This window comes from Paraclostridium bifermentans (assembly GCF_019916025.1).
In the GTDB taxonomy this organism is placed as follows: Bacteria; Bacillota; Clostridia; order Peptostreptococcales; family Peptostreptococcaceae; genus Paraclostridium; species Paraclostridium bifermentans.
The window spans coordinates 1,501,324-1,515,437 of the sequence record NZ_CP079737.1 but is presented as its reverse complement, the minus strand read 5'-3'; the positions used below and the strand labels follow the sequence as shown (position 1 = coordinate 1,515,437).

General features: G+C 25.0%; 13 protein-coding genes. All 13 read right to left on the bottom strand.

Going from position 1 to position 14,114, the window contains the following annotated elements; all coding sequences use genetic code 11:
- Window positions 1-63 precede the first annotated feature (63 nt).
- Window positions 64-837 carry a sigma factor-like helix-turn-helix DNA-binding protein gene (locus KXZ80_RS07140; RefSeq protein WP_082435293.1) on the bottom strand — a complete coding sequence of 258 codons (774 nt, stop codon included), beginning with the start codon at window positions 835-837 and terminating at the stop codon, window positions 64-66.
- A complete protein-coding gene (locus tag KXZ80_RS07135; protein ID WP_021432789.1) occupies window positions 809-1,066 on the bottom strand; it encodes a hypothetical protein in 258 nt (85 codons plus the stop codon). The genes KXZ80_RS07140 and KXZ80_RS07135 overlap by 29 nt, the downstream gene beginning before the upstream one ends.
- A 532-nt stretch (window positions 1,067-1,598) precedes the next feature.
- The gene (locus KXZ80_RS07130; RefSeq protein WP_021432787.1) at window positions 1,599-3,566 is read right to left on the bottom strand and encodes a UvrD-helicase domain-containing protein; all 1,968 of its coding nucleotides are present in this window, start codon (window positions 3,564-3,566) and stop codon (window positions 1,599-1,601) included.
- Window positions 3,566-5,635, bottom strand: a complete 2,070-nt coding sequence (locus tag KXZ80_RS07125; RefSeq protein WP_021432786.1) for an ATP-dependent nuclease — start codon at window positions 5,633-5,635, stop codon at window positions 3,566-3,568. Before KXZ80_RS07125 ends, KXZ80_RS07130 begins: the two co-directional genes overlap by 1 nt.
- A gap of 179 nt (window positions 5,636-5,814) precedes the next feature.
- Window positions 5,815-6,024 carry a KTSC domain-containing protein gene (locus KXZ80_RS07120; protein WP_021432784.1) on the bottom strand — a complete coding sequence of 70 codons (210 nt, stop codon included), beginning with the start codon at window positions 6,022-6,024 and terminating at the stop codon, window positions 5,815-5,817.
- Window positions 6,025-6,394: 370 nt separating this feature from the next.
- Window positions 6,395-6,604, bottom strand: coding sequence for a hypothetical protein (locus tag KXZ80_RS07115; protein ID WP_156344336.1), 210 nt, complete (start codon window positions 6,602-6,604; stop codon window positions 6,395-6,397).
- 124 nt (window positions 6,605-6,728) lie between these two features.
- Window positions 6,729-7,994 (bottom strand): HEPN domain-containing protein, encoded by a 1,266-nt coding sequence (locus KXZ80_RS07110; RefSeq protein ID WP_021432782.1) that lies wholly within the window; start codon window positions 7,992-7,994, stop codon window positions 6,729-6,731.
- A 35-nt stretch (window positions 7,995-8,029) separates the two neighbouring features.
- Entirely contained in the window at window positions 8,030-8,215 is a 186-nt protein-coding gene (locus KXZ80_RS07105; protein ID WP_223132730.1) for a hypothetical protein, read from the bottom strand.
- Window positions 8,216-8,416: 201 nt separating this feature from the next.
- Window positions 8,417-9,190: a hypothetical protein gene (locus tag KXZ80_RS07100; RefSeq protein ID WP_021432781.1), complete on the bottom strand. Its 774-nt coding sequence runs from the start codon at window positions 9,188-9,190 to the stop codon at window positions 8,417-8,419.
- A 147-nt stretch (window positions 9,191-9,337) separates the two neighbouring features.
- On the bottom strand, window positions 9,338-10,045 hold the full coding sequence (locus KXZ80_RS07095) for a hypothetical protein (protein ID WP_021432780.1): 708 nt from the start codon (window positions 10,043-10,045) through the stop codon (window positions 9,338-9,340).
- 470 nt (window positions 10,046-10,515) lie between these two features.
- Window positions 10,516-12,420, bottom strand: coding sequence for a DUF3732 domain-containing protein (locus KXZ80_RS07090; RefSeq protein WP_226898123.1), 1,905 nt, complete (start codon window positions 12,418-12,420; stop codon window positions 10,516-10,518).
- Window positions 12,421-12,440: 20 nt separating this feature from the next.
- Window positions 12,441-12,935: a three component ABC system middle component gene (locus KXZ80_RS07085; RefSeq protein ID WP_021432778.1), complete on the bottom strand. Its 495-nt coding sequence runs from the start codon at window positions 12,933-12,935 to the stop codon at window positions 12,441-12,443.
- Window positions 12,932-14,080, bottom strand: coding sequence for a hypothetical protein (locus KXZ80_RS07080; RefSeq protein WP_021432777.1), 1,149 nt, complete (start codon window positions 14,078-14,080; stop codon window positions 12,932-12,934). The genes KXZ80_RS07085 and KXZ80_RS07080 overlap by 4 nt, the downstream gene beginning before the upstream one ends.
- Window positions 14,081-14,114: the final 34 nt, after the last annotated feature.

The window sequence follows — 14,114 nt, the reverse complement described above, 5'->3', positions numbered from 1 at the left end:
GTATATCAAATATAATTACCTTATGTAATATTTAAAATTGTAATTATTAATTATAATTAAAGTTTATACAACTTGTCTTTTACCTAATTTATATATTAAATACAATACTATAGGTATACTTAAAATAGCAATTGAAACTATGACATTTAAGTATAGTGTAGGATTTCCAAATATATTGTACGTGCTTATATTTCCAAACATCATTATTGGTCCTATTAAACGTTCTATGTTTAATTCCATAAATATCTTAGTCAACATATATGTAGGCATAATTTTAGCTAAAAATCCAGGTCCTAGTAATATCACTACATTTATTGCAAAAGATATCATATCATTTTTGCTAATTAATGATACTAACATAACTAATAATGTAAATAATACAACCCCTATATAGCTAACCAATAATCCAATCATATAAAATGTTCCTATGTTCATAATATATGGGGTCCTTGCATAACTAGGTAAAAATCCTAATGGTAAATTCCATCCATCAAAGCCATGCATAGCCATTATAGCAACTTGTATACCATTTATAATCAGAAACATGATTGTAGAGAATAATAATCCTGATATAACTTTTGCTAGTGTTAGTTTACCTTGTCCGTTTTTTGAACTAAATACTATTGATGCAGTATTGCTTTGATATTCATTACTAAATATAGTACATATGGATACAATTATCAAAATAGCCATCCACAGTGGATTTCTATGTCTTGAAACAGTTCTTCTAGCTAAGTTAATCTCTTCTGCTATTTCTCTATCAGACATATTAATCCAATATGAAAATATGATTATGCTTCGTTGTTTCTCAGGCAAATTCATAATAATTTTCATCATTTATTTGGATAATTTCTTGATTACATCTAATGCAAGATTCATCAAAACAATACTCTGGAAATATAGATATTTTCTCCATATATTTCATCGTAAGTTGTTCTATAGATATTTCTCTTTCATTTTTACGCTTAATCTCTTTATAAATGTTGCGAGCTTCATTCTTTATGATTTTTTTACAATAGCTATCAAATGCATGTTGCTTATATTTTTCATTTGACTCTCTACTCATAAAATTCTACCCTTTCATACATTTTTATAGATAAAAAGTAGTCATCCCTCCTTTCATCTACTACTACAATCATAGATACCATTTCAGGACAGTTTTTGATAGAAATTTACAAAAAAAATAAAGCTCTACTAATTTAATTAATGAGCTTCTATCCTTAAAAATTTATTAACTTAACATACTATTAAATTTTATATACGATTTAAGTAATATTAATTTCCTTTATGTTATTATTTATATTTACTTGCATAGATACTATAATTCTATCTAATACTTGACTTAATAAGACTACCTCTTCAATATTTTCATTTTCTAAATACATATCCCCCCAAAGTGTTTAATCATTTAATTTCACAAAACAATACAATTTAACATAATCGTATTGTGTTTTATTTTACATATTTTACCATAATTTTTTCTTAAACAAGACTTTTTTTAACTGAATATCTAATTATTGTAAAAAAAATTGTATTTAAACTAAAAACTAATTTAGCTTAAATACAATTTTTAATAACTACATTCTCATTTAATAAATTTATAATTCTTGAAGTTCATTCGATATTAGTACATCGATCTCAGTATTACATCCAATTACTTCATATCCATACTCTTTAAACTCTTTTATTCTTCCCTTTATTGTCTCATATTGAATAGCAATACAAGTTAATTTTTCAGCTCTACTCATAGCAACATATGCATTCATTAATGCTTCTTTATCACCATCGTCTACTTCCTCTTTTTTATTTACCATATAATCTAAGATTCTACTGATATCGCTTCTATCATCGCCATTGCTATACACTAGTTTACTCTCTAAATATAATGTTGCCTTATGAGTTTCTCCTTTAGTACTCATTATAGTATCAATATTATCCATACTTATAACTAGCTCTATCGCTTCTAGATATTCCTGGCTTTCTTCCACTTCTCCAGTATTACTATTTATTTTGTTTTTTAGTATATCATTATTACAATTTACTTCTTCTACTTCACTAAATAGAGATTGAGTTTTGTCTAATATATCTTCCAATACTAAACTAGTATTCTCTCTAAAATTTTTAGTCCATTTTAATATATTAGAACGATATATCGTAAATTCATTAATATATTTATCCTCCATCAACCTAGTAAATTCTTCATTACTAACTTTTCTCCCATCAATATCTATAGCTAGTAAAATTACAGATATTAAATAATCATAAAATTCCTTAGTAGTCTTTACTCTATTTAATTTATTAATAACTTTTTTATGTAAAGGTATATCTCTATTTCCTTTTGAATTATATCCTCTTACATAAGATGATATTGATTTATATGGATTACTAACTGAAAGTGCCAATTTCCCAATTACTTTTATCCTCTTATTTTTTTCTTCCTTAATATTATACTTATCTAATAACTCTAAATATTTTGGTATAACACTTTCTATTTCAGGATCATCAAATATTATTATATGAGGATTTAAAGTATCAATGTCTTCATTTCCCTTAAACTCTCCAAACTTTTCAACTCTCAATGGCTCTAAAAATTTAACCACTCCATCTCCATATCTTTTACTTGAATTAATTGTTTTAAGCTCTTCATTAAATATCCAATTGTTATTATTTGAGTCGAATTTACTTATGCTTTGGTTTATGTCTCCAAATCTTTGAATAATAACTTTATCATCATTAAAAATATTCCCTATAATTTTCATTTGTATTTTACTTACATCCTGCATTTCATCTATAAAAACATATTTAAATCTATTTGAAAAATATTTCTTTATATCTGGAAATTTTTTAATATATAATCCAGCTAAAAAATATGCATCTTCATATCTTAATATTCCGTTATCTAATGTCTTATTTAACATAATATCTTTCAACTCACTATAATAAAACTTATCTGTTAGTACTTTATTGTAATTATCTCTTATGTCATTATTATCAATATTAAAATGTTTATTCGCTATAAAGGTCATAAAGTTTCTTTCGTGAGAATCGCAAGTATAATTACCATATCCCTTTTCGATACAAAACTGTATTATACTATCTATGTTAGGATACACTTCTTTTGATAATTTTTTTATATTATCGTAATATATATCGTCATCTATACTTTTAATATTCTCATTCTTTTGTCTTTTAAAATAAGGTATAGCTAAATATTTATCTACAAAATTTTGAATAGTTCCAAAATAGTTAGGATATTTAAACAATATATCACTCTTGTCACCTAACTTACTTTTTATTTCATCTATTGCAACATTGGTATGAGTTAAAACACATATGCCTTGTCCATTATTTAGTGGCATCTTTCTAGATAATATAATTAATTTAGCTAATAAAACTGTAGTTTTTCCGCTTCCTGGACATGCATTTACATCAAATGAATTATTGAAGTCTTGTATTATTGGAATTCTCTCTTGCTCATCAAAAATATTAACTTTATCGAAAAGTATCTCCTCTGCATACCTAATATCATCTTCTGTTATTTCAATATCATTAAATATCATATTCATTATTCTGTAACCTCACTTCTAGTCTTAGTCACATGATGTATAGCATCTAATATATACTTTATATTCTCATCTTCATTAATTTTATTAACTAATTCCTCACTTTCATTTGACTTATTTAATAAAATTTTAGATAAATATTGTGCGCACACAGCTTTAGATGCATTTCCTTTTAATAGTGGCTTATATATTTGATATGCTATATCCATATCAACTTTACCCTCTTCAATAAATTCATCTATTTCTTCTTTAGCATCGTTAATAAATTCATCTATATCAATATCATCAATACCACCTTCATCAGATTTTATATATTTTGCTATTAAAACTGCTGCATATACATATTCTCTTATACAGCTTAATGCTAAATCAAATTCCATAGTCCAGTTATTTGTAAATACTTTTATATCCTGTAAATTATATTTTTCTTCTTTATCTTTCTTTACAACATCTTTATATTTACTGTAATTATCTTCTATAATATTAACTTTATCTAAATACTCATTATTCCTAAGTATCTGCCTAGATGCTCTTCCCAAAATTTCTTTCAATCTTTTCTTCGAATTAATTTTATTTATAAAGCATTCTTTAGTATCTTTTATCTCATATACAGTATATTTAAAATCACTATCACAATCATTATCATCATCTTGATAATACTGAATAGGCCTTACATCTAAATCTGTAACAATTGAAGTAGGTATTCCTATAGTTTGCTCTCCATCTTTTGAAATAAATATATTCGAATATCTTAAAAATGCTACATTTCCAACATTAACAATTGATACTCCATGCATATATAATGGTCTTCCTATAATCTTAGCAATAGTCGGTATTAATATATTCTCAGCATCCCCTTCAACCATAATTACACCTTTTGCAAAAAATAAATTTGCTTTTGTAGAGTCTAAAAATCTTTCTAAGAACTCATAATCACCTGAAGATAAACGTGTATATTTACTGTTTAAAGAATATGCATTGTTATTCCTACAAAGAATTAAACTATTTAAATTAGCTATTGATGCTAATGTTATACTGTGAGTTGTAAGTATCGTTTGTGATTTAATATTTTCCTCTAAATGCTTTATTACTCTTAACTGTGCTTGTGGATGTATATGTGCTTCAATTTCTTCAATTAAAGCTAATCCAAATTCATTATTCTTTTCTTTTATATCTAATAATAGTAATTCCATCGCCATATATAATTGATTTAGAGTCCCTAATCCAACCTTATCTTCATCTATTTTTAACATAAGCCTAGATAATATCTTGTTTAATTCCATTTCAGATATATTAATATTCACATCATATTGATCTTTATTATTTCCTAAAAAGTTACTTAATGTATCTGAAATTGAACTTATAATACTTGATGGATCGTCTTTATAATTAAGTTCCTCATTATTTTCTTCTGCAGAATCACTACCTGAACTTTCACTATTATCTTGAGATATACTTACTTTAAAATATTCTTCAATATTTTTATTTGCATCTTGCATAATTTCTTCTATCTTGTGAGTGTTCCCATTATTTTTAAATATAGGATGACTCTTTAGTACTTGTGCAAACCTTGATCTATATCCTGGATTTAATTCATGTTCTGCATCTCTTAACGGCTTTAAATATGTAACTCTTAGATTTTCTGATGCTTCAAAGTTAATATCTACCCCTTCTTTACCTCCAGTTTTTCTTATAGTTACCTTGTTATCCTTGATTCTTGCTACTAGTCTAACTTCTAATTTAGCTTTACCTTCATCATCTATGTAAATCCATTCTAAAAATCTACCTGCTTCTAAATCAGATAGATCTTCAAATGTGCATTCAATCTTTAATGAATCCGTTCTAGTTCCATCTTTACTTCTATAAAAATCATTTTCTTCTATTCTAATATTGTCATAACTCTGAGTACCTAGAACTAACTTTATTGCATCTATAATAGCTGTTTTCCCACTATCATTTTCACCAACAATTAGATTTAATCTATCATTAAAAGATACTGTAATTCCTGTATCTCCATTTTCTTTTGTACCATATTTCCTAAAATTCCATATTTTTAATTGTGACAAAAACATATTATATTCCCCTTTATTTTCAAATATATAATTATTTTAACATCAAAATTAATCTTTATGGTAGTTATTGTATGGAAATAAATTTATTTTTTATAAATAAGTTTATTTCCATACATTTACTTAAGTTCATAAATAAAGAACCCTGTAAAAGAGCTCTTCCCCAATACCTATTATTTATATTATCTAACTTTATGAACACTATAAAAATGTCTAATTATTGAATTATAAAATTTAGTCTTATTTAAATCATTTAGAAAATCACGAAGTATATTTTTAGGAACACGATTATATTCATATGTACTATTTTTTAACTTAACTCTAAGTACTTTCCTTGATTCATCATATCCAATAGAAACTATATTACCAGTAGATATATTTATCATTTTCATAATAGCACCACCTTTAAATAAATTTATACTCTACCTTATATTTTTGATATATTATTATTATTATTATTTTTATCTAATCTTTATATATAAATCATATCAAAATAAATATATTTATATATAAATAACCCTAAACTACACTTTTATGGTGCTATAATTTAATATAAAAAATAAAAACTCCTAATAAATTAGGAGCCTTTATTATGACTCTATATATGAATCATATATTAAAATATTTACTTTTACTATCTATTATGATTTTTATTTTTCGCCAATTTTCAGAAACATTTCTCAGACTATATTCTACTACTACAATTTAAAGAGATTTCTTACTATATATTAATTAGTTTTTTGTATTCTTTGAATATTAATTTCATTGTTTTAATTTTCCATATATTATATTAAATGTAAACTTCAAAAAAATTATTAATGAATATATTCCTGAAAATATTGGTACAAATGTGCAAACATATATCATTCCTTCAAATACTTCCCATACATCTGCTCCCAATGTCCTTAATAACATAGTCCCTAGTTCTTCTCCAGAGGCAAAACCTACAAACATCAATAATATTTCTAACAAGAAAAACTAACATATATTAAAATTAATGGAATAAATAAGCTTTTTCTATAAATATGTAACTATTAAATCTGCTAATAGAAAATTTCCATATACTTTTTGAAATTATTGATGTCACTAATATACATTATAGTGATATTTTTTTTACCTCATTAATAAAGACTTTAGCTTTAGTTATACATTCAAGACATTCTTCTTTACTAAATGTTGAAATATTATAATCCGCAATCCAACGTTTCTGTTTGACATATTTAAAATCTGAAACAAAACTATTTTTTATAATTCCTTGTGAATATAAATTTATAAGCTTTCGTTCCAAAGCTTTATGATTTTCACTTACATTCAATTTACCAGGCTCCCAATCGGATAATTGTTTTTTATTTTCTAAAAGTGCCTTAAGTGCATGCATCATTGAATAATAACTTCTATTAATGGCAGCTTCAAATAACGTTTCCTTATACATTGCTTCCGCAGCAGAAATATTTTCATTAGCTGATTGTATTTCAATAAGATAATTAACTACAGGTTTTATTATAGATTGCTCTAACTCTAAGCTCTGAGAATCTATATTACTATGAAAACTATTAGCACCTTCAATAAGCCTATTTTTTATCATCATTCTTTCATCTTTTACTATGTTATCATCCGATAAAATAGCGTGAATTATTTGTATCAAATTCTCAGGAGAATTACCTTCTAAATTATAAAAGCTATCAAAAATGGGAATATATTTAATACCCTCATTTGCTTTACGATGTTTCCAAATTCCATAAATTAATGAAATTCTTTTATAGAACTCACTTTCAAAAAAACTATTAAAGTTAGAGTATAAATTTCTATCATCCCCATAAAGAAATCCAATCAATGTAAATATAAATGCACTTCTAAATGCAGTTAACAATGATTGTTTTTGACTGTCAAACTCACTTCTCCATGCTCCTAAATAAATATTTATGTCGCCAAAATCGAAGCAATTAATAATATCGGTATAAGAATCTTTTAATAAATCTACTGTAATATAATCCCAAGTATCTGCTTTAATATATGGAATATATTCTTGGATAAGCTTAAAATGATACTTATCACCTATTTTTTCCTCATAAACTCCAAACTGATGAAGAATGTCTTCTGCGTTATTAATATTCGGACTTAATCTTTTCGTATTATTAAGAAAAAGCTTAAAAAGCTTTTCATAATCTTCATCATAAAATTCTTCTTTACAAACAAATTTCTTTAAAATCTCAACTTCAGTTAGATCTCTTATACTTTGTAAATATAGAATATTTGCACCTATTGGTAAATCTATCGCTTGAACCTCTTCTTTTCCTTGTTCCCCAATTGCAAAACTCATTACTACTGGAAAAATACCTGCCTTAATTTTTATTCCATTCACAATACATCCTCCTATTATATATAAGTTATTTACTTTTATATAATCATTATATTATTCTTAAAAATACAAGTAAAATCTGTTTTTTCTTGAATTGCTATCTTGTTTTTTAATATTAGTAGCATTTCTAATTTTTGATGATAAACAAAATGTTTTAATCTATCATAACAGTAATAATAACTAGTTCTCTGAAATAATCTTATATGCTTACATTTTATCTCCATAATGTAATTCATCTAATAATATAATTATTGAATAATGTTTTATCATTGAATCCTAGTCTATTACATTTAAATATATAATGTAGTATTAATCTTTCTAAATAAAAAAAAGTAAATTTTCATGAATCTACTGTTTCAAATATCTATTATATTTTTTAATTACTTTAAACTAACATTATTTATTTTAATAAATTTACTGATTATTTAAATATATTTTCTATATTTGATTGCATTTTTATTTGATAAATTAATAGTCCATGGTTTATAATTAAACTCTAAATTACCTATAATAACAATATAATAAGTTGTATTTTCATCAACTATATCTTTTATACTCCCACGATATAAGTTAGTTCTAAACTTCCACTCTTTATTTTTGTTTAGAGTGGAAATCTGAAGCAAATAATACTTATAGTCTTCTTTTTCTTTTTCAACAACTTTTAATCTTACTTTACCATAAAATACATATATATCTGTGCCATCCGATTCATCAATCCATGTATTTAAACGCTTTCTTCTAAGAGCTCTTAAAACTATTTCATTATTTTTAGATTCAGTAATGGTCATATGACTTTTATTCATAAGTCCAGATTCATTTATATTTTCTCCAAAATCAATTTTCTTTTTATTTAATCTGAAAAGTTGATTCATCATAGTATTTAATTTATCCTGTATTTCATTTTCTTTTAGTGAATCAATATATTTTTTTACTGTTCTTTTTGAAGCATAATCATAGTTATATGAACAGCCTTCTTCATGATAAGAACTTGGTATCTTTTTTAAATGAGCACGATTTCTTGATGTTTTGTGAATAAAAGTTAACTTAGCAATTTGGCACTCTGGGCAAAATATTCTATCTCTGAAAGGCTCATATGATCCATCATGAGAATTAACATATTCCTCAATTATATCAATGTCAAAAACGTTATTTTTAGGACTATAATAAAATTCTTCAAAACTCTTTTGTTTACTGGACATATTTACCTCCTTTTTATTTTAATTATACTAAAATTTAATAATGCAAAAATTATTTTTCCATATTATAACTTTTTAAACTTTATCAATAAATGCTTCTCACCCATCATAAATGCAGCAAATTATAATATAATTACTGCCTAAAATATATTATTTACCTTTAATTTTCTTCTTAAAAATTATGTTTTCCTTTTCTTCTATCAATTCTTTTTTTATTTTATTTAACTCTCTAATTACTGTCATTGCATTCATAAACATATTATTACATTGAATTACTGACAAATTAACATTATTATATTTTTCATATTGTTCTTGGAAATAATTATTTAAACGATATTTAAATTCACTTAATGTTAATTTTTCATAATTAGAATCATCTGTATAAAAATTAACCTGTATATTACTAAAATCCCAAATATCACATTCTAAAATAGAACTAAATACATCGCTCATACGAACTAAACATGCAAAGTACTCTTTAGAGCAATCACTACTTAAATTATATATATTTATTTGTTTTGGATGTTCTATTGAACTATAACTATATATATTAGTTTCAAATTTACACTCATTAATAAATTCATCTATCTTACTTATTTTATAATCAATTTCTAGTAAACAAGCAGTTTGCTTATCTGCTAAATATGATATATACCATCCAGTAATATAACTACAAGATAATCCAATGGCACAAGATGATATAAAAGTTGATAAGCTATTATCAATAAAAATAACTCCTGCAATAGAGGCTCCTATTAAGATAATAAAAAATATAAAACATAACTTCATTTTATGCTTGAATTGTCCTTCAAATGTAATTAATGCTTGAGATTCTGTATGTTCGTTTTTTTTAATCATATAAATTCTCTCCTGTATGCTTTTATAGGCACATTATACCATTTTTAATAAAAATGAACAAATATCATATTATATTTTTTTATAATAAACATTTAGCATAACTGCTTTTAGGTCAGTATTTTTAGGATCTAAAATATACTTACTGAAAAACGAAAAACCAGTGATTTATCACTGCCTTTTATCCTATTTCTTCTATATTTATAAAACTTCATTTTTCCAACCTTTACAATAAGATAGATAGCAGTAAATTTTTATAAGTCTAATGTTTTAAATATTAATTGCATTCTACTCAATACATATATAATTGTTGAATCAAATTTTTTAATTGATATCTTATTTTTATTGTTTATGGTCGAAGCTCTTCTCTTAATCTAACGCCTTCTTCTCTATAAATTATTTCAATAAAAATAGACATTGAATTTATAAATTTCAATGTCTACTTATTTACATTATTTTGTTGAATATAGCTATTATATTAATGCTTTCCCATTTCTCCAATTACATCTTGTATAGGATATAAATTCATCCTTAATTTCTAAATTTTTTCCATCAACATGATCAACTATTAAAATTTGAGGAAGTGTACCAGTCTCATCTCCAATTGCGTTAACTTCATCAAATATAGTCTTATACATTTGACTTACCGCTTTTAAATCTGACTGTGAAAATTCATTTTTACCTATATCCCCTTCTGGAAAATAGACTTGACTTGGTTGATCAAAAAACATAATTAACGGCATCGGAGAATTTTCTTGTTTAGTAAAATATCTAAGAAAACTAAGAAATAATGATATATGACATGATACCCAGTTTGCTCCGCTTCCCATTTCATTTAAAAATATTTTTTCATATTTATTTTGATATTGGTATAAATCAAATGTTCCGTCTACTAATCCAAAATTAAGATTTATAGGTCTATATTCATCTTCAAAGTCTAGTGTAAGAGCTAGACGATTCATATTTTCTGATAAAAATGTCTGAGCCTTTGCCTTCTTTACATCTAAATCATATCCTTTAATCTTATTTTCTAAAGTTGTTATTGATTCCTTTAGTCTTTCTATCTCTTCATCAATATCTTCAAATAATCCTCCATCAATCATATTAGAATATAATTCTATTTTAACTTTAGCATAATTTACTTTTTCTCTTTTAGAATTTAAAGCATCTGATTTTATATATTTTTTCTCAATTTCTTTAATCTGATTTGATCTGCTTTTCATCTTTTCTGATATATCTGATGCAACTCCATTCAGCTTCCTTATATCTTCTGAAAAATTATGTGTATATTTACTAGTAATTTCTAACTCCTTATCTAGCCATTCGCCTGCTTCTACTAATAATCTATCTTCTTCTGAAATAATTTCACAATTATTTCCGCATAGTGGACAAGAATATTTATTTTTACCAATGTCAAAAATCTTTGTTTTTTCTTTTAATTCTTTTAATGATTCAGCAAAACCTTGTCCTCTGTTACTTGCATCATCTAAATTATTTATTTTCATTAAAACACTTCTTTCTTCTATTGCTAGTTCTTCCAATTCTTTTTTTAAAAAATTATACCTTTCAATTATTCCATCTTCTTCAAAAAGTTGAGCTTCATCAAATTCAGGTAAATTAGATGCAATTTTTTTCATCTTATTTAAATTTATATTTAAGTCAACATTAGTATTTAGTAATGAAAAATAATCTTCTATTAATGGTTTTAATATACTTTTTAAATATTCACTGCTTTTCTGATTTGATTTTTGACTCTTTAACTTACGATTCAGTTGATTCTTTAAATCATTTAGCTCTATTAAGCTACTATAGTATTCTTGTCCTATCATCCCTGCAAAAATAGGAAACTGCTCAATTATATCCTTTCTCTTGTATGATTCTGAAAATCTATAGAACAATGCAAATTTACTTGCAATTAAGTTTTGATGTTGAAAAAGATAGGATGTCATATTTCTTAAAGATGCTTTCTTACCTTTTTCATCTTCTTCGAAAACAAGATTGCTTACATGTAACCCTAATGCAGATTCAATTTCATACTGAGCATCCTTAATCGATAATATCGGCATATTTTTAAAATAATTCAAATCAATTTTATCTATTGGAAAATCTATACCTTCTTTTGATATATGCATTTTCCCTCCACTTTCCCAATTATATCTAGTAATTATATATGTATTTTTATTTATTACCATTGGTATAACATAAATATATGCAAATTCTGTAATTTTCCCTTTTGGGATAGTACATCTTGAGCTGCATAAACAGTAATCCATTATTTCAACAAGAGCACTCTTACCTGTTTTTGATTCCCCAGTAATAATATTTACTCCTGGTTCCATATTAACGCTTCTAACTTCTCCTAATTTATTAAAAATCATAATTGCCCTCATATAACTTCTCATCTTATATCAACCCCTAAAAAATAATTTATATGATCCTCATTTGTTTTTGCAAAAATAATACCTAAGTAATACGCAGCTCTAATCCAATTTCTAATTTCTCCTTTATAGTTTAAGTGATTTATAGACTCTGAAGTTAAAAATATTCTATTTCCTTCTAAACGTATATTATCTTGTGAATATAGAATTATTATAGCCTTTTTAGATAATCCCTTAACATCCTCAAAATGCTTTATATACCCTGCCAAATCAGATTTCCCTGAAATTTTTTTATTATTCTCCAGCTCTTTAGGCTTATTAAATAAACTTTCCATTCTACTTGTCTTATTTGCAGAAATAAGCTTTTCCCTTGAATCTGAATATAACAAAATAGGAAGTGCCATAAATAGCGTTCTTATTTCACATGGTTTATTATATCCTGATAAAAATCCTCTAAATAATAGGGCATAAAAATGCGAATTCATAGATAGTATTTTTATATTTTTTATACTCAATTATTTTCACCTACATCCCAACTAAATTCTTTAACATCTACAATTGTATGAATGATCCCCCTTTGAAAATAATACTGGTTTTTAATTATTGATTCAAAATCTCTCACATCCCATGACATAACTTCACTATACAATATTTGTGAATTTTCAATTTGCTCTTCTCTGCTTTTTCTTCTACTCTTAATTACACTAATTTTTTTCTGATGTTTTAATTTATATGATAAATCATCTCTATATTTCTCTAGACTTTGATTATATAAAAAATCTTCATTGAAAAAGTTAATAATAGTCATGCTCGTTTTCCAATAATCTAATATGGCTAGTTGAATCTCATCATCGTACTCTATTTTTTTTATTTCTTCAACAAAATTTTTATTAACCAAAGTTTCTTTTTCATATTCTGATATATCTTCATCATTAAATATAGTTGGTAATGGTTTTTCACCACTGTTAGAATAAGCTACAGATTCTTGTTGTAAAATCTCATCAAATTCCTCTCTGCTTAATTCCCATATATGTGGTGGTTCTTTTACAACTGAAAGTATTCTTCCAAGTAATGCTCCAATATAATTGTCTCTATTATCTTTAGGAATATGACCAACATAACAATCAAATTCTTTTGATATATCCAAAATTTTATTTTGCTTATACTCTATAGTAAATCTAGATAATATATCTTCTAACTTATCCTTATCATATACCTCTTTATCAAATATTTTATTATAATACTTTCTAAAAGTATTCTCATCTTTTTTTTCAACATTTCCAATATTCAATAGTAAGGATAGTTTTTCATCTTGTTTTTTATTATTCCAATCATAAAATGGTGATTCTAATCCAATTGTTGAGGTAGTATATAGTACTAAGCTAGAAAATATTGAAATCCTATCATATTCTACATACCAATTAGATAAAGTTTTCCAAAAGTCTATATTTCTATCCGAAAGAAAATGCTCTCCAAAATGATGTTTGACCTCTATTTGAAAAGAGAATCCAGATATACTTGAAATTAAGCTTACATCTCCATTAACTTCTATTTGTAATTTATCTCCACTTTTCATATTAAAACAATTTCTTAGTGCAATATAATATTGAAATAAATCCCCTGCCTTTTTTAAAGTTGCATCATTTACAGCCTTACTCATAATATAATTTCACCTACTTTTAAAGAATATAAAT